Below are 17084 nucleotides of genomic sequence, written 5' to 3'. Positions count from 1 at the left end.
CCTGTGCGTCGCCCTCCGCAACGCGCGGCATACCCGGCAGGCCGGTCTACGGGCTGATGAGCGGGGTGAGGGTTCATCCCTGGGCGACCGCCTTCCCGTGCATCGTGCACAGTGGCTTTGTAGCCGCCTTTGACTCAAACACCGTTGCGGGGGCAGCGCCGGACTGGGGCCGCATGCCTGGGTGGCGGGCCGGTACCGGCTTCCCGTTTCATCCCGACGCCGCATTCGGAAACGGCGAGGGACACCTGCTGGGAGACAGGCAAGCTAGCAAGGGGGTGGTGTCGAGTCAAATGCAGGGCCGTTTTTGCGGTGCATCAAGATGCACCCTACGAGGTGGTAGCGTGGCAGGTTCGTGCCAGCGTTTGGTCCAGGCGCTCCAGAGTGGCGGAGTCCGGAGGCAGACCGAAGCGCAGTGCAGACGGCTGCTCAAACAGCCGCACGAGAATGCCCTGCTGGGCCAGTTCGTGGTGGATGGTCGCCGCCTGCGGATGCGGGCAGTAGCGGAACAGCGGGGTGCCTCCGGCAGGGGGCAGTCCATGGCGCCCGAGCGTTGTGTCCAGCGCGCTGGCGGCGTCGGCCAGCCATTGGCGTGCCTGGGTCTGCCAGACGGTGTCGGCCAGGGACCGGGCCATGAGCCAGCGGGTGGGATGGCTGACCGCCCAGGGGCCCAGCACTTGGTCGAGGGCCTGGCAGACGGACTGCGGTGCGAGCAGCAGGCCGCCGCGCAGTCCCGCAAGGCCGAAGAACTTGCCCAGGGAGCGCAGCACCAGGAGTCCGTCACGGTCGGCCCAGGGGGCAAGGCTGATCCCGGGGGTCGGATCGACAAACGCCTCGTCCACCACCAGCCACCCCCCGCGGGCGGCGAGGGTCGCATGCCAGGCCAGCAGTCGGTCCACGGGAACTGCCAGCCCGGTGGGATTGTTGGGATGGATCCACACCAGCGCATCCAGTTCGGCGATCTGCCCGTCCACAGCATCGTGGGCGACGGGAACCACCGTATGCCCCGCCTGTTGCCACCACCAGGCATGCTCCGCATAACCCGGCTGCGGCACGCCAACCCGGCAGGCGGGCCGCAGCCGCGGCAGGCCCTGAATGGCGGCCTGACTACCGGCGACGGGCAGGCAGCCGGCATGCGGCGGTGCGCCGGCCCAGCGGCGGGCAACGGCGTCGAGGCCGTCGTCCGCCTCCGGCAGCCGCTGCCAGACTTCGGTCGGTACCGCGGGCACAGGCCAGGGACGCGGATTGATGCCCGTGGACAGGTCCAGCCAGTCGCCCACCGGGATGTCGTAGTCCCGGGCGGCGCGATTCAACCGCCCGCCGTGGTCAGGGCCCATAGGCCGCCTCCAACAGCAATCAGTACAAGCCACAGCATGACGGCGCGGCGGACCAGGCGAATGGCAGCGGCGATGGCGTCGGCGGCGGGCGCCGGACCGGTGCCGAGTCGTGGCCGCTTTTTCCACCCCCCGTGATAGGGCGCATCGCCCCCCAGGGTCACGCCGAGGGCGCCGGCGCCGGCAGCCATCACCGGGCCGGCGTTGGGGCTGTCCCACGCCGCCGCCTGGCTGCGCCAGCAACGCCACGCGGAGGCTGTCTGCCCCACCAGCGCGTAACTCAGCGCGGTCAGGCGAGCGGGGATCCAGTTCAGAACGTCATCCAGACGGGCGACAAACCAGCCGAAACGATGATACCGCGCCGTGCGGTAACCCCACATGGCGTCCAGGGTATTCACCAGCCGGTGCAGGATCACCCCGGGCACCCCCGCCACGATGAACCAGAACAGACTGGCGAACACAGCGTCGGCGCCATTTTCCAGCACCGACTCCACGGTGGCGACGGCGACGCCGCTGTCCTCCAGTTGCCCGGTATCGCGACTGACCAGGGCGCCCACCGCGGTGCGCGCCCCCGTCAGATCACCCGCTGAAAGGGGTGCTGCCACCGCCCGCGCATGTTCCGTGAGACTGCGCAGGCCCAGCGCCAGATAGAGCACCAGGGCCTCCAACAGCAGGACCAGTGGCAACGGGACGACCGCGATAACACCCCACGCCAGCGCCACTGGGGGCACGACCAGGACCAGCGCCGCCAGCACGCCACGCCCCGCGGCGGCCCGGCCCGGATGATTCAGGCACCGCTCCACGCCCCCGACCAGATTGCCGAACGCCACCAGCGGATGCCCTCGGCGGGGCTCTCCCAGCGCGGCGTCCAGCAACACGGCAGCAATACATACCAGGGCGATCAACATGGCAACGGCGGCACGCAAGTTCGCGAAAAGCCGGTAGTCTACGCTTGACCGGAACCTGCTTGACACCCACGAGGCCGCGACCGAACATCGGTCGCGCTTTTTTTAACGGGAATGCACCCATGAACGCAGGCCACCTTTGGGACACCCCCATCCCCGAACCGGATGAGTCGGCGTCCGACGCGGCCCGCCAACGACAGATGCGTCTGACCAAGCCCCCCGGCTCCCTGGGACGCCTGGAGGAGGCAGCGATCCGCCTGGCCGGACAACAGGCGTTGGCCACACCCTCGGTGGAGCGCGTCTATATCACCATATTCGCTGGTGATCACGGCGTCTGCGCCGAAGGCGTCTCCGCCTTTCCGCAGGCGGTAACCGGGCAGATGGTTCGCAACTTCGCTGCCGGCGGAGCCGCCATCAGCGTGCTCTCTCGCCAGCTCGACGCAAACATGGAAGTGGTGAACCTCGGCACAGCGGAGCCACTGCCGCCCCTGGAGGGCGTGCGCGATGCCACCATCATGGCAGGCACCCGCAACCTGACCCGGGAACCGGCCATGACGGCTGACGAGCGCGACGCCGCCCTGGCCGTGGGCGATGCAGCGGCCGCCAGGGCCGCGGAGGCGGGCGCGGAGCTGTTCATCGCCGGCGACATGGGTATCGGCAACACCACCAGTGCAGCCGCGGTGGCGTGCATGCTCCTCAACATGCCGCCCGGCGTACTGACTGGCCGGGGAACCGGCGTGGATGACGCCGGGCTGACCCGCAAGCGCGATGCGGTGGCCGCCGGGCTGGCGCGCCACGGCAACGATTGTTCGCCCCTGGCCGTGCTGGGCTCGCTGGGCGGCCTGGAGATCGCCGCCATCGCCGCAGCGATTCGCGGAGCCGCAGCGCGGCGGCTGCCGGTGCTCGTGGACGGGTTCATCGTCTCAGTGGCGGCACTGGTTGCGGTACAGCACAGCCCGGGGGTGGCGGCGTGGCTGCACTTCGCCCACCGCTCCCGGGAAGCCGGGCACGACACCATACTCCAGGCGCTGGAAAGCACGCCCTTGCTGGATCTGGGCATGCGGCTGGGCGAGGGCAGCGGGGCCGCCGTGGCGGTGCCACTGCTGCGGTCCGCCTGTGCAATCCAGCGGGATATGGCCACCTTCGAGGACGCAGGTGTCAGTGATGCCGAGGAGTGACTCCCGCTCCACCTGGGTGGATCTGCTGCGCCATGGTGCGCCGGAGGGCGGGCAGCGGTACCGCGGCCACCTGGACGACCCACTGAGTTCCACGGGCTGGGAGCAGATGCGCGCCGCCGTCGCCCGTGAGGCCGGCTGGGAAGCCATCGTGACGTCGCCCCTGCAGCGCTGTCACGCGTTCGCGGAAGCGCTGGCGCTGGAGCGCGACATCCCGCTGCACGTGGAGCCTGCGTTCAAGGAGATCTCCTTCGGCGAGTGGGAAGGCATGAAGACCGAGGAGATTCTGGCCCGCGACGGCGACCGGCTGGCCGCGTTCTGGTCCGACGGCGACCGTTACCCGCCACCCGGGGGCGAGAGCCTGAGTGCGTTCCACCAGCGGGTGGAAGCAGGCTGGCATCACTGGCGTGAGGCCATCCGCGGTCAGCACGTGCTCGTAGTGGGCCACGGCGGCGTGATTCGCATGATTGTCGCCTGCGTGCTCGAAGTGCCGCCGACACGCCTCATGGCCGGGCTCAACGTGCCCTACGCCTGCCGCAGCCGCATCCGCATGGACCACACCGAGCACGGGCTGCTGAGCTGCCTCATCGCCCACGGAGCGCAGGGCTGATGTGGCGCGGCCTGCTCCTGGCCATCGCCTTCCTGACCCGAATCCCGGTGCGGCTGCCGGCTGAACTGGATGCCCGAGACCAGGGAATGGCCGTCGCCGCCTATCCGCTGGTGGGCCTGGGCATCGGTTTCCTCCTGGCCATGCTCGGGGCCACGGCGACCTGGCTGGGGCTGCCAGCGCTGCCAGCCGCTGTCGTGATCGTTTCCGTTCTGGCAGCGCTGACCGGGGCGCTGCACCTGGACGGCCTGGCGGACACCGCGGATGCCTGGCTCGGCGGCCACGGGGACCGGGAGCGCACCCTGGCCATCATGAAGGACCCCACCTGTGGTCCCGCCGGCGTGGTAGTGCTGGTGCTGGCCCTGCTGGCCAAGGTCGCGGCCGTGGCCGTGCTGCTGGAGGTCCAGCACGGGTGGATCGGACTGCTGAGCGCGCCGCTGCTCGGCCGCGCGGCCTGTGCCCTGCTGTTCCCCGTGCTGCCCTACGTCCGGGCCGGCGGGCTGGGCGAGTCCGGGGCACGACACCTGGCCGGCAGCGCGCTGGCCGTCACCGCCGGCGGCAGCGCCGTTGTCACGCTCGCCCTCGGCGGATGGGCCGGCGTGGTGATGCTGGTCACGGCCATGGCCGTGTTTGCCCTGGGTGTGCGGCTGATGCGGCGGGTCCTGGGCGGCTTCACCGGCGACACCGCCGGGGCGCTGCTGGAGACGGTGGAGACGGCGGTGCTGGTGGCGGCAGTAATGGTGCTCGCGGGCGCCGGCGGCGGGTGAGGTCGGGACGGCGGACCCGAAGGTCCGCCCCACGGGATCCGGTGGCGGCGATGGCGCCGGAGAGGGCCGCAGGGGCGTAAGAAGGCCGTCCGGTATTGTTCGCGGTGCATCAAGATGCACTCTACGCGGGGCCGTTGGAAGGTACCGGGCCATGGCAAACGTAGGGTGCATCTTGATGCACCGCGACACCCGATGCCATCCACCGATTGATGCCTCGCCGTTGGTTGTCGCGGCTTGCGCGGCTCCTACGGCGTGATGGCGGCCACCGCCCGCGTAGGAGCGGCGTAAGCCGCGATCAGCGGCAGGCCTCTTCAGGCAGTTCACCCTTCAGCACCTGCGGCAGGCCGGCGACGGTGAGGACGACGGTGTCGCAGCGTTGGGCGAGATCCTGGTTGAGCCAGCCCAGCTCGTCGGCGAAGCGGCGGGTCAGGGCGTCCATGCCGATGGTGCCCAGGCCCACCTCATTGCTGACGATGACGACACCGCCGGGGTAGGCGGTGACCGCGTCCACGAAGGCGTGGCGCTCGCGCTGGAACGCGGCATCGTCTCCCGCCGCAAGGAGCTGGCCCAGCCACAGGCTCATGCAATCCACCAGAAGCGTCGGCGCCTGGCTGGCGCGGGCGGCCATGACGGCGCCCAGGGCGACCGGCTCCTCCACCAGATCCCACTCCGCAGGGCGTTGTTCCCGATGCCGACGGATCCGTTCCGCCATTTCCGCATCCCCGGGAGAGGCCGTCGCCACGTAGCACACTGGCGGGGAGAGTGCCGCTAACCGCTCCGCCAGGCCGCTCTTGCCCGAGCGAATTCCTCCAAGGACCAGGATCTTGTTCATGTCAGGGAGCATAGGGTGGGTCGGCCGGAAAAAGAAAGCCCGGCGCAAGGGCCGGGCTTTTCCTAACACCGATTTTCAGCCGGAGTCGTTACAGGTCCAGCGACTCGCGGATCACCGCCAGGGCTTCGCGCTCGCCGTCGTAGGTGGTCACACCGTCCAGCCAGCGCTCCAGCAGTTCGGGATGATCCTGGATCAGCGCACGACCGGCCTCGGCGTAATCCATATCGTCGTCAGTGACGTAGGACTGGCCGATGCTCTGCTCTTCCACGCTGAGCGTGAACTGCTCCAGCAGGCGACCGACGTTCGGGCACTTGTCCACGTAGCCGGTGGTGGCCAGGGTGTACACCGTGGCGCCGCCCTGGTCGGGGCCAAAGTAGTCCTCACCGCCGTGCAGGTAGGCCATGTCGAAGTTGGTGTTCATGGGGTGCGGGGCCCAGCCCAGGTACACCACCCATTCCTCGCGATCGATGGCCCGATCCACCTGCGAGAGCATCCCCGCCTCGGAGGATTCCATCAGATCCCAGCCACCAAGGCTGTAGGCATCGTCGTCGATCATGTCGAGGATTATCTCGTTGCCGTCGTTGCCGGCCTCGATGCCGTAGAAACGGCTCTCGAACTTGTCGGCGTGCTCGTTGAGATCCTCGAAATGGGTGACGCCGGCATCGTAGACATACTGCGGTACCGCCAGCGTGTACTTGGCGCCTTCCAGGTTGGCAACCACTTTCTCCACGTCGCCACGTTCAAAATGAGGCTCGATCATGCTGCGCTGGGTGGGCAACCAGAGACCGAAGAACGCGTCGCGCTCGCCACTGGCCACCGCCTGGAAGGCGATCTGCACCGATGCCGTGGTCACTTCGGTCTCATAGCCCAGCTCTTCGAGCATCCAGGCGACGGTTTCGGTTTTCACCGTGACACCGGTCCAGCTGACGTTGGAGAAACCAACTTCACGACATTCGGAAGGGTCGCCCGCATGGGCCGTCGCTGTTGCCATGCCGAGCGCCGTGGCAGTCACCGCTCCAATCAGTCCGTATTTCATGTTGTTACCTCCGCACAATCGCTGCCGAATCAGGCGCGTGTGTAATTGACTATCAAGGCACGTGGGCGCTGAGTGCCGCCCGACGCTGAGATCAACTTTAATTGAATAATCAATCAACATCAAATAAACTGAATAATCAGAATCACGGGCCAGGCAGGCCGGCGGCACGCAGGCTTCGCCAGCGAAGCAGCAAGGGAGGAAACCAGGCATGCCCAAGCGGGGGATGGAGCCGATTCGACAGTTGCAGTTCATTGAAGCCACCGTGGAGATCATCCATGAGGAAGGCCTCCACGGAACCACACTGTCGCGCGTGGCCAAGCGCGCCGGCACATCGCCCGGCCTGGTGGCGCACTATTTCGGTGATAAGGCGGGTCTCCTCCACGCCACGTTCCGGCATCTGGCCCGGGCGCTGGGGATGGAATTCCGCGACCGCCTGCGCGTCGCGGCTGATCCGCGCTCCCGCCTGCTGGCCGTGATCGACGCCAACTTCGCCGAGTCACAGTCCAGCCCGGCGGTGGTCAGCGCATGGCTGGCGTTCTGGGGCCAGGTCAACCACCGCCCGGAGCTGGCACGGGTGCAGCGGGTGGTGACCAACCGGCTGGAGAGCAATCTGCTGTACAGCCTGCGCCAACTGGTACCTGAAGAGGATGCCGTCGAGATCGCCTCCGGGCTGGGGGTGATGATCGACGGGCTGTGGTTACGCGCGATGATGCGCACCGGCCGACTCAACGTCGCCGAGGCACGCGCCATGGCCCGGGACTATTTGGAAACACAATTACGGGCACGGGAACTGGAGATAATGGATGCCTGAACTGACCGATCGGCTTCTGTGGATCAATGGCGCCGCGGTGGACGCCGACGGCGGCGAACGCTTCGCCACGCGCAATCCTGCCACCGGCGCCGTGCTGGCACAGGTCGCCCTGGCCGGGCCCGCCGATGTGGACCGCGCCGTGACTGCCGCCCGCGAAGGGCAGCGCCAGTGGGCCGCCATGAGCGGTGTCGCCCGCGGGCGGGTGCTCCAGCGCACGGCGGAGCTGCTGCGTAGCCATCGCCAGGAGCTTGCGGAGCTGGAATGCCTGGACGGTGGCAAACCCATTGCCGAGACCCCCGAGGCGGACGTGGACTCCGGTGCCGACTGCCTGGAATACTTCGCCGGTCAGGCCGCCTCGCTGCAGGGCGAGTACCAGGAGGTGGACGGCGGCTTCTTCTACACCCGCCCGGAACCGCTGGGCGTATGCGCCGGCATCGGCGCTTGGAACTATCCGCTGCAGATCGCCTGCTGGAAGTCCGCGCCTGCGCTCGCCGCCGGCAACGCCATGATCTTCAAACCCGCCGAGCTCACCCCGCTGTCCGCCATGCGTTTGGCGGAGCTATTCCGCGAAGCCGGGCTACCGGACGGCGTCTTCAACGTCGTGCACGGCTTTGCCGAGACCGGCCAGGCGCTGGTGCGCCACCCCGGGATCGCCAAGGTCTCCCTCACCGGCGAGGTGGGTACCGGCAAGGCGGTGATGCGGGATGCCGCTGACACCCTCAAGGCCGTCACCATGGAACTCGGTGGCAAGTCCCCGCTGATCGTCTGGGACGACGCCAGCCTTGACGACGCCGTCTCCGGTGCGCTGCTGGGCAACTTCTACACCCAGGGCGAGATCTGCACCAATGGCACTCGGGTGTTCGTTCACGAGAGCGTGATGGACGAGTTCCTGAAGCGCCTCAAGGGGCGCACCGAGAAGCTGCGCGTCGGTGATCCGAAGGATCCCGCCACCGACGTGGGAGCAATGATCTCGCCGGAACACGGCGAACAGGTACTGACCTATATCGAGCGCGGCAAGGCCGAGGGGGCCCGGCTCGTCACCGGCGGCGAACGCGTCCAGGTGCCCGGCTGCGAAGAGGGCTGTTTCATCGCCCCCACCATCTTCGCCGACTGCCGCGACGACATGGCCATCGTCCGCGAGGAGATCTTCGGCCCGGTAATGTCGGTGCTGCCGTTCCGCGACGAGGACGACGTGGTCCGCCGCGCCAATGCCACGGACTACGGTCTGGCCGCCGGGGTGTTCACCCGCGACCTCAACCGCGCCCACCGAGTGGTGGCGGCGCTGGATGCCGGGACCTGCTGGATCAACCACTACAACCTCACACCCATCGAGATGCCCTTCGGCGGCGTGAAGCAGTCCGGCATCGGCCGCGAGAACAGCCGTCACGCCCTGACCCACTACACACGGCTGAAAAGCGTGTTCGTGGCCTCCGGCGCCGTGGACGCCCCCTACTGAGTGAATCCGGCATCTGTCCGCGCCCGGCAGGCGGCGGACAGGTGCGAATGGACAAAGCGGAGCAGACTTCAATGGCCAGCGAAGAGCGGTTCGATTACATCATCGTCGGCGCGGGCTCTGCCGGCGCCGTGCTTGCCAACCGGCTCACCGAGGATCCCGACACCTCCGTGCTGCTGCTGGAGGCCGGGCCGATGGACCGCAGCCTGTTCATCCACATGCCCTCGGCCTTCGCCCACCCGCTGGCGAACGACAAGTACAACTGGTACTACCATGCCGAGCCCGACCCGCACATGGACAACCGCGCCATGTACTGCCCGCGCGGCCGGGTACTGGGCGGTTCCAGCTCCATCAACGGCATGGCATATGTGCGCGGCCACGCGCTGGACTACGAGAACTGGGCGAAGGACTTCGGTCTGGATGGCTGGCAGTACAAGCACTGCCTGCCCTACTTCCGCAAGGCCGAGGATTTCGACCAGGGCGAGAACGCCTACCACGGCGCCGGCGGGCCGCTGCACGTCACCACCGGGGCCATGAAGAATCCCCTGTACGGGGCCTTCGTCGAGGCAGGCGTGGCGGCGGGCTACCCGCACACCGAGGACATGAACGGCTACCAGCAGGAAGGCTTCGGCCCCATGTTCCAGACCACCAAGGACGGCTGGCGCTGGAGCACGGCCAACGGCTACCTGCGGCCGGTCATAAAGCGCCCCAACCTTACCGTCCGCACGCGCACCTTCACCCGCCGCGTTATCATGGCTGGCGAGCGGGCCATCGGCGTGGTGGCAGAGCAGAACGGTCAGAGTGGCAACATCCACGCCGAGCGGGAGGTCCTGCTGTGCGCCGGCGCTGTCAATTCGCCGCAGACGCTGATGCTCTCCGGCATCGGCCCGGCGGACCACCTGCGCGAGCACGGCATCGAGGTGGTCGCCGACCGCCCCGGCGTGGGCCGGAATCTGCAGGACCACCTGGAAATCTACGTCCAGTACGGCTGCAGCAAGCCCATCAGCCTCTACAGCGCCATGAAGCCTTGGAACAAGGCCATGATCGGTGCAGAGTGGCTGATCAAGCGCACCGGGCTGGGCGCCACCAACCATTTCGAATCCGGTGGTTTCATCCGCAGCGATGCCGGGGTGGAGCAGCCGAACCTCCAGTACCACTTCCTGCCCATGGCGATCACCTATGACGGTGCCACCACCCAGGACCGCCACGGGTTCCAGGCGCACGTGGGTCCCATGCGCCCGGAGAGCCGCGGCTCGGTGACGCTGAAGAGCGCCGATCCGCACGAAGCACCACGCATCCTGTTCAACTACATGAGCACCGAGCGCGACCGTTACGAGATGCGCCAGAGCATCCGCCTGACCCGGGAGATCATGGCTCAGGCGCCCATGGACGCGTTCCGCGAGGAGGAGTTGTCGCCGGGGCCGGAGGTCACCACGGACGCGGAGCTGGACGCCTTCGTGCGCCAGCATGGCGAAAGCGCCTACCACCCCTCCTGTACCTGCCGCATGGGCACCGCGGACGACCCCGAGGCAGTGGTGGACAGCCAGGGGCGGGTGTTCGGCGTGGACGGACTGCGGGTAGTGGACGCCTCCATCATGCCGCGCATCGCCAGCGGCAACCTCAATGCACCCACCATCATGATCGCTGAAAAGATCGCGGATGCCGTACGCGGCCGCGAGCCGCTGGTGGAGGACCAGCCCTGGTACCAGCCCGCGGACTGGCAGACCAAACAACGCGAAGGGACACCTGAGCGCCCGGTGGACTGAATCCCGCCATGCAGTAGGGGGCTGCCGGGCCGACGTCAGAGCCGGACCGGCAGAGGTTTTCGAGGAGAATGCACCCCCGTCCGCATTTCGGACGGGGTTTCCGAGTTCAGAACGAGAACCGGGCGCCGCCGATCAGGCCAAGATTACCGTCAAAGACGTCCACCGAACCGACCAGACCCAGATCCTGCCGCAGGAAGTACTGAACAGAGCCACGGAAACCGACGTAGTCCAGATCTCCGGTCACCAGGCGCAGTTCACCGCTCAGTTCCAGGTCCTGGTTCAGGCGATGACGGACGCCACCCCGAACACCGAGGCTCGTGTCATCAAAGGAGCCTCCGCCCAAACCCTGGCTGCCAGGCCAGTCAAACTCCTGATATTCGATCGTCAGCCCCCCCCAGAGGTCGGTACTGGGATCAATCGCGAACCGGTAACCACCCCCCACGTGGAAGGAGGTATAGTCAATGTCGTCCGTAAGATACTGGAACCCACCCAGAACGAAGACGTCCTCGGTAACAGCGAAACGCCCGTTGGCATCCAGGCCCACGAAGTCCTGGTTATTGTCCGCGCTCGGATAAAGCGCCAGGCCACCCTCTACGTAGTTGTAGCTCAGGCCCTGTGCGCCTGCGAAACCCGGCACCATCATTCCCGCGAGCGCCAACGCGCTCAGACTCTTCTTCATCATTCTCGAACTCCTGGTCGTTTCGTTGTTTAGCGTTATCCTTCGGGCAATCGCAGTGGGGAAATGCATCAATCGCGCCAACGCCTGCCCGGTCATGCACAATAATTCAGCCCTATGGCAAAAGCCGAGCGAATCACCACTCCGACCTCCGAAAACGAGAGGCGAGTCACAAAATACCCTCATTCACCTTACATTCACCTTACAGAGTGACTTGACCCGGCCGCGCGGGGACGGCACTTTCAGACTCTGGGCTGACCCTAACGAACGTTGGATCGGTGAAATCCCCCTTGTTCTCGTCGCTGGAACCAAGCCCACAGGAGTTACCCTTGGCTTCCAATCAGGCGCACGCAACCGCGGCATACGCGCTCCCGGGCGAGTGGCAACTCACGGGGCCGGCAACCCGGGCCACGAATCAGCTGCTGTCCGCGCAGGCGACCTACTGGGCTTCTCCCTGTGAGGCAGCCGCCGAGGCAGAAAGGCTGTTACCGGAACTGGCGGATAGGGACGATCTAGCCCCTTGGCTGGCCCTGGTGCTGGCAGTCAACGGACGCATTCACACGCTGTCCCGGTTCGACAGGCTCGATCCGCTGTTGCGATTCTTCGATGAGCACAGGCACGCACTCCGGGCCCCCCGTTCGGTGGAACTGGAAATCGATTCCAGCTTTTTCGGTGCTCTGGTATTCCGACAGCCGGACCACCCCCGCATGGCCATGTTCGCCGAAAGCTGCGAAGAGGCCTTCGAGAACGAAGGCCCAGCCTACCTCCGCCTCAATGCCGCCAACCATCTCCTGCTGCATCGCATCTGGTGCGGCCGTCTGACCGCTGCTGACGGGCTCTCCAGTCGTATGATGGCACTGCGGGACCGCACGGACGATATCCGCGCGCGCCTGCTCTGCCACTCAGTGAGCGCCATGATCCGCCGGCTGTTCCTGGACTACGACAAGTGTCAGGAGGAGATCCAGCTGGGCATGGACCTGGCCCGCGACAGCGGCGTCCACTCCTGGGACTCGCACCTGTGCATGCAGGCCGCGATGCTCGCGCTGAGCCGCGGCAACGCCGAGGAGGGAAGGCAGTGGCTCGATACCATGGGTGCTGCTGCACCGCCTGAATACCTGCTTGATCGCTCCGGGTACCACTATGTGCAGGCCTGGCTGCACGCACTGGAGAAACGACCGCCACGCGCCGAACATCATGCAGCGGAATCCGTACGACTGGCAGTACAGTCCGGTGCCATCTTCCCCCAGGCGGTGACGCATATGGGCCTGGGTCAGCTTCATCTGGACGCCGGCCGGCTGCCCAGCGGCCTCTACCACATCGCGCAGGCGCGACGGGTCGGACGCCGCATGCGCTCGTCGAAGCCCGTACAGTTCATGCGCGGCCTGCTCCAGGCCCAGGTGGCGTTCAAGCTCGGCATGCACCGCCGCGGACTCAAGGCGCTGCGCCATGCGCTGGAAGTCGGCAGCGCCGAGCATTACGTGAACTACCCCTGGTGGCGGCGGGACATCATGGCCGAGCTATGCGCCCACGCCCTGGATGCCGGTATCGAGCCGGAGTACGTGCAGATGCTCATTCGCCTGCGCCGCCTGCGCCCACCGGAGGAGCGTTCCGCCGAGATCAACGGCTGGTACTGGCCGCTGCAGATCGATGTCCTCGGCGCACCGCGCATTCTCCTGGACGGCCACCCAGTGCAGCTTGGCCCGCGCATGCAGGACCTCCTCCTGGCCCTCGCCTGCCTCGGCGACGGGCGCTCCTGGATCAGCCGTGAGGCCCTGGCTGACCGCCTGTGGCCGGACAGCGAAGGCGATCGCGCCCAGCAGACGCTGGACACCGCAATCCACCGGCTGCGCAAGCAGCTTGGCAGTGAGCCGTTGATCATGACCCGTCCGGGCCTCGTGGCCCTGGATAACGGCCTTTGCCAGGTGGACTACTGGCGCCTGCTGCGGCTGATGGAACAACCCACGCTAGAGCAGGACGAGGTTCGCACCCTGCTGCACCTGGCGCAGAGCCTGTGCACGGCGCCGAGTGAAGAACTGCACCGGTTCCTGCCCGCCGACAGCCTGCGCCACAGGGTGGCGGCACGCATCCTGGATGCGGCCGATACCGGTGAGTTCCCCTCGGGCACCGTCAGTCACTGGCTCGAGACACTGGTCAATCTGGTGCCGGAGAACGAACCCGCGTGGCAGGCCCTGATCCGCCACTACGGCCATACCGGCGCCGCCAGCGCGGCGGAAACCGCCTGGGACCGGTGCCGGGCCGCGCTTGAGGAGCACGCAGGGCGCACCCCGTCGCCACAGACCCGGAAGCTCCTGTACAGCGGCCAGGCGTTGAAACAGCCCGCCGGCAACTACCACCACTGACGCACCGCCCCGTGCCGGGTGTCCCGAAACGCCAACTGACTGATCAAAGGCGGATTCGTTGGCGTAACCCCCTTGAAACCACGCGCCCGAAACCCCATCTGAACTAGTGCCCCGGAACGGCTGGGCGGTCTCCTTCGAGCCGCCAGCCGGCCCGGTGGAACACGGTTTCACCCAAGGGTCGGTTACTCAAGGAGGTGATGGGTCATGTTCGGTGATCTGGCACGTTTCGATGTTCCCGTATTCAACGAGCTGAGCCGTGCGCTGCGGCTGATGGACGAGGCGTTCGGTGACTTCGGCTCCAGCGATCTGCGCTCGGCACCGCGTGGGGCGTTTCCCTACGTGAACGTGGGCGAGACGGAAGACGCCGTGAACGTCTATGTCTTCGCGCCCGGTCTGAGCAAGGATGACCTGGAGCTGAGCATCGAGAACAACACCCTGCTCATCAGCGGCAAGCGGCAGTGGCCGGCGGACGACGAGCAGGGGCGGACCTACTACCGGCGCGAGCGGTTCACTGGCGAGTTCAATCGCGCCATCCGGCTGCCCGAGGGAGTGGACGCCGACAAGGTCCAGGCGCACATGCAGGACGGTGTGCTGAACATCCGGCTGGAGAAGGCAGCCGAGCAGCGTCCGCGCCGGATCGAGATCAAGGCGGCTTGAGAACAGGGGAGGTGATAGCCATGACGGAGATGCAGACTGCACGCAACCGGGAAATGGAGCGGCAGCAGGACCAGGTACTGCAGCAGAGCGAGGCCAGCCGGCCCGAGCGCAGCCTGGTGCCGCCGGTGGAGATCTACGAGGAGGATGACGCGCTGTACCTGGTGGCCGACATGCCCGGCGTGACCAAGGACACGCTGGACGTGGAGATCGGCAACAAGGTTCTCGAAATCGAGGGGCGCATCACGGTGGACATGCCGGAGAACGTGACGCCCATGTTCGCCGAGGTCCGCGCCAGTCGGTACGCCCGCCGGTTCACCCTGGGCGACGATATCGACACCACCAATGCCGAGGCGTCGATCCGTGACGGCGTACTGACGGTGAAGCTGCCGAAACAGGACAGTCACCGGCGGCGGCGGATCGACATCCAGACTGCCTGACGGCGTGTCTCGCGCAACACAAGGGCCGCGCACCGCGAGGTGGGCGGCCCTTTTTTGTTCAGGGCGGTCTACGCTGTAGGGTGAAGCCGTGCCGGGCAACGGCCCGGCCGGCGAGCCGAGTGAACAATCATGACCCGGGAGGGAAGCACCATGAAGCGCAGCGCAAACGCGGAGTGGAAGGGTGATCTCAAACAGGGCAAGGGCGTTGTGTCCACCGAGAGCGGCGCCGTGGTCGATGTGGCGTACGGGTTCGGCACCCGCTTCGAAGACGAGAAAGGCAGCAATCCCGAAGAGCTGATCGGTGCGGCCCATGCGGGTTGTTTCTCCATGGCACTGTCCGGGCAACTCGGGGCGGCCGGCCTCACGCCAGACAGCATCCGCACAAAGGCAGAGGTGACCCTGGACAAGGTGGACGACGGCTTCGCCGTGACCAAGGTGCATCTGACAGTGACCGCCAAAGTGCCGGGCGCCGATCAGGCGGCGTTCGACACGGCGGCAAACAACGCCAAGGCGGGGTGCCCGATCTCCAAGCTGTTGAATGCGGAGATCACCATGGACGCAACCCTGGAGGGGTGACCGCGCCGTAGCGCCGTAGGGCGGACCTTCAGGTCCGCCGTGGTCGAGATGCGGGCCACGATGGCCGTCATGACCCGCGCTGGCGGACCTGAAGGTCCGCCCTACGGGGGACTCGCAAGGCCGTGTGGGAGCGACGTCAGTCGCGACCAATCCAGTCCGCGTCTACAGCGCCCACAGGTCCATGAAGGCGTTCACCGGCATCTGCTCCAGGCGCTTCTGGTCGGCACAGGCGTTGCGGATCCGTTCGGCCTGACGCGGGGCGAAGCGCGTGGCCAGCGCACTGTCGAACTTCTCCACCAGCACCGGGATCCCCTCGTCACGCCGACGGCGATGGCCGATGGGGTATTCCACGGCGACGCGATCGGTACTGGAGCCGTCCTTGAAGAGCACCTGCACGGCGTTGCCGATGGAGCGCTTGTCCGGGTCCAGGTAGTCCTTGGAGAACCGGGGGTTCTCCGTGACCTCCATCTTGTCGCGCAGGGCGTCGATACGCGGATCGGCGGCGACGTCATCCTCGTAGTCATCGGCGGTGAGGCGGCCGAAGATCAGCGGTACGGCGGTCATGTACTGGATGCAGTGGTCACGGTCGGCCGGGTTGTCCAGGGGGCCGGTCTTGTCGATGATGCGCACCCCCGCCTCCTGGGTCTCGATGACGATCCTGTCGATATCGTCGATGCGGTCCTTCACCTCGGGATGCAGCGTCATGGCCGCCTCGGCGGCGGTCTGGGCGTGGAACTCCGCGGGGAAGGAGATCTTGAACAGGATGTTCTCCATGACGTAGCTGCCATAGCCCTGGCTGAACTTGAGCGGGTTGCCCTTGAACAGCACGTCGTTGAAGCCCCAGCCCTTGGCCGACAGCGCCGAGGGGTAGCCCATCTCGCCGGTGCGTGTGATCAGCGCCAGACGCACGCCGCGGGCGGAGGCATCCCCGGCCGCCCAGCTCTTGCGCGAGCCGGTGTTGGGCGCGTGGCGGTAGGTGCGCAGGCTGGAGCCGTCGATCCAGGCGTGGGAGAGCGCGGTGATGACGTCGTCCTTGTCGCCGCCCAGCAGTTTCGTGGCCACCGCGGCGGTGGCGATACGGCAGAGCATGACGTGGTCCAGGCCGACGCGATTGAAGCTGTTCTCCAGCGCGATCACGCCCTGGATCTCGTGGCACTTGATGGCGGCGGTGAGCACGTCGCGCATGGTCAGCGGCTCGCGGCCGTTGGCGATGTTGCGGCGGCTGATGTAGTCGGCCACGGCGAGCACGCCGCCCAGGTTGTCCGAGGGGTGACCCCACTCCGCCGCTAGCCAGGTGTCGTTGAAGTCCAGCCAGCGGATCATGGCGCCGATGTTGAACGCGCCCTGCACCGGGTCGAGCTGGTAGGCGGTACCCGGCACCTTCACGCCATTGGCCATCTGCGCCTCGGGCACCACCGGCCCCAGCAGCTTGGTACAGGCCGGGTACTGCAGGGCCAGCATGGCGCACGCCAGGCTGTCCATGAGCATGTGGCGGCCGGTGTCGTAGGCCTCGTCGCTGTCGATACTGGCGCTGGCCACGTACTCGGCCATGGTCACCAGTTCCGGATCCGGGTCGGGCCGCTGGGCGGACTTGATACCGTCGGCTGCGCTCATGGGTCGGCCTCCTCCTCGCGTGGGTGGACAGTCCGACTATAGTTCACTGGCGCCGCAGCCGTCAGCGGCGCGGCCCGTCCG

General features: G+C 67.1%; 16 protein-coding genes and 1 riboswitch. Of the genes, 10 read left to right on the top strand and 6 right to left on the bottom strand.

What is annotated here, in order from left to right; genetic code table 11:
* Positions 1-21 precede the first annotated feature (21 nt).
* Positions 22-264: riboswitch (cobalamin riboswitch) on the bottom strand.
* A 62-nt stretch (positions 265-326) separates the two neighbouring features.
* Both cobD and cbiB read right to left on the bottom strand, forming a co-directional pair.
* Entirely contained in the window at positions 327-1334 is a 1008-nt protein-coding gene (cobD, locus tag KU884_RS00560; protein WP_167780799.1) for a threonine-phosphate decarboxylase CobD, read from the bottom strand.
* On the bottom strand, positions 1307-2239 hold the full coding sequence (cbiB, locus tag KU884_RS00555; RefSeq protein WP_167784058.1) for an adenosylcobinamide-phosphate synthase CbiB: 933 nt from the start codon (positions 2237-2239) through the stop codon (positions 1307-1309). Before cbiB ends, cobD begins: the two co-directional genes overlap by 28 nt.
* Before the next feature lie 119 nt (positions 2240-2358).
* Here cbiB and cobT point away from each other — a divergent pair, with 119 nt between their 5' ends.
* The 3 genes from cobT to cobS are packed head-to-tail and all read left to right on the top strand — an operon-like array spanning position 2359 to position 4785.
* A complete protein-coding gene (cobT, locus tag KU884_RS00550; protein ID WP_167780798.1) occupies positions 2359-3414 on the top strand; it encodes a nicotinate-nucleotide--dimethylbenzimidazole phosphoribosyltransferase in 1056 nt (351 codons plus the stop codon).
* The gene (locus KU884_RS00545) at positions 3401-4021 is read left to right on the top strand and encodes a histidine phosphatase family protein (RefSeq protein ID WP_167780797.1); all 621 of its coding nucleotides are present in this window, start codon (positions 3401-3403) and stop codon (positions 4019-4021) included. The genes cobT and KU884_RS00545 overlap by 14 nt, the downstream gene beginning before the upstream one ends.
* Positions 4021-4785: an adenosylcobinamide-GDP ribazoletransferase gene (gene cobS, locus KU884_RS00540; RefSeq protein WP_167780796.1), complete on the top strand. Its 765-nt coding sequence runs from the start codon at positions 4021-4023 to the stop codon at positions 4783-4785. Before KU884_RS00545 ends, cobS begins: the two co-directional genes overlap by 1 nt.
* A 295-nt stretch (positions 4786-5080) precedes the next feature.
* Here the strand turns inward: cobS and cobU are convergent, their stop codons facing one another.
* Complete coding sequence (gene cobU, locus KU884_RS00535) at positions 5081-5617, bottom strand: bifunctional adenosylcobinamide kinase/adenosylcobinamide-phosphate guanylyltransferase (protein WP_167780795.1); 537 nt, start codon at positions 5615-5617, stop codon at positions 5081-5083.
* Positions 5618-5705: 88 nt separating this feature from the next.
* Positions 5706-6653 carry an ABC transporter substrate-binding protein gene (locus KU884_RS00530; RefSeq protein WP_167780794.1) on the bottom strand — a complete coding sequence of 316 codons (948 nt, stop codon included), beginning with the start codon at positions 6651-6653 and terminating at the stop codon, positions 5706-5708.
* Between the two features lie 208 nt (positions 6654-6861).
* Between KU884_RS00530 and betI the strand changes: the two genes are divergently transcribed.
* Genes betI through betA form a run of 3 tightly spaced genes read left to right on the top strand, consistent with a single transcriptional unit; the run spans position 6862 to position 10683 of the window.
* Positions 6862-7464, top strand: coding sequence for a transcriptional regulator BetI (gene betI, locus KU884_RS00525; protein ID WP_167780793.1), 603 nt, complete (start codon positions 6862-6864; stop codon positions 7462-7464).
* Positions 7457-8920: a betaine-aldehyde dehydrogenase gene (gene betB, locus KU884_RS00520; RefSeq protein WP_174813701.1), complete on the top strand. Its 1464-nt coding sequence runs from the start codon at positions 7457-7459 to the stop codon at positions 8918-8920. The genes betI and betB overlap by 8 nt, the downstream gene beginning before the upstream one ends.
* Positions 8921-8967: 47 nt before the next feature.
* Positions 8968-10683, top strand: a complete 1716-nt coding sequence (gene betA, locus KU884_RS00515; protein ID WP_254432128.1) for a choline dehydrogenase — start codon at positions 8968-8970, stop codon at positions 10681-10683.
* Between the two features lie 106 nt (positions 10684-10789).
* Here betA and KU884_RS00510 read toward each other — a convergent pair whose 3' ends face one another.
* Positions 10790-11365 (bottom strand): outer membrane beta-barrel protein, encoded by a 576-nt coding sequence (locus tag KU884_RS00510; RefSeq protein WP_167780792.1) that lies wholly within the window; start codon positions 11363-11365, stop codon positions 10790-10792.
* 323 nt (positions 11366-11688) lie between these two features.
* Here KU884_RS00510 and KU884_RS00505 point away from each other — a divergent pair, with 323 nt between their 5' ends.
* The 4 genes from KU884_RS00505 (at position 11689) to KU884_RS00490 (ending at position 15389) form a co-directional block, all read left to right on the top strand.
* The gene (locus KU884_RS00505; RefSeq protein WP_167780791.1) at positions 11689-13719 is read left to right on the top strand and encodes a winged helix-turn-helix domain-containing protein; all 2031 of its coding nucleotides are present in this window, start codon (positions 11689-11691) and stop codon (positions 13717-13719) included.
* 204 nt (positions 13720-13923) lie between these two features.
* Complete coding sequence (locus KU884_RS00500; RefSeq protein ID WP_167780790.1) at positions 13924-14376, top strand: Hsp20/alpha crystallin family protein; 453 nt, start codon at positions 13924-13926, stop codon at positions 14374-14376.
* A gap of 20 nt (positions 14377-14396) precedes the next feature.
* On the top strand, positions 14397-14813 hold the full coding sequence (locus KU884_RS00495; RefSeq protein WP_217351396.1) for an Hsp20/alpha crystallin family protein: 417 nt from the start codon (positions 14397-14399) through the stop codon (positions 14811-14813).
* A 150-nt stretch (positions 14814-14963) separates the two neighbouring features.
* Positions 14964-15389, top strand: coding sequence for an OsmC family protein (locus KU884_RS00490; RefSeq protein ID WP_167780789.1), 426 nt, complete (start codon positions 14964-14966; stop codon positions 15387-15389).
* A 162-nt stretch (positions 15390-15551) separates the two neighbouring features.
* Here KU884_RS00490 and KU884_RS00485 read toward each other — a convergent pair whose 3' ends face one another.
* Positions 15552-17003 (bottom strand): bifunctional 2-methylcitrate dehydratase/aconitate hydratase, encoded by a 1452-nt coding sequence (locus KU884_RS00485; RefSeq protein ID WP_167780788.1) that lies wholly within the window; start codon positions 17001-17003, stop codon positions 15552-15554.
* Positions 17004-17084 lie beyond the last annotated feature (81 nt).

Source organism: Aquisalimonas sp. 2447 (assembly GCF_012044895.1).
Classification (GTDB): Bacteria; Pseudomonadota; Gammaproteobacteria; order Nitrococcales; family Aquisalimonadaceae; genus Aquisalimonas.
Note: the sequence above shows the minus strand (reverse complement) of the source record. Positions and strands in the feature narration are given on the sequence as shown.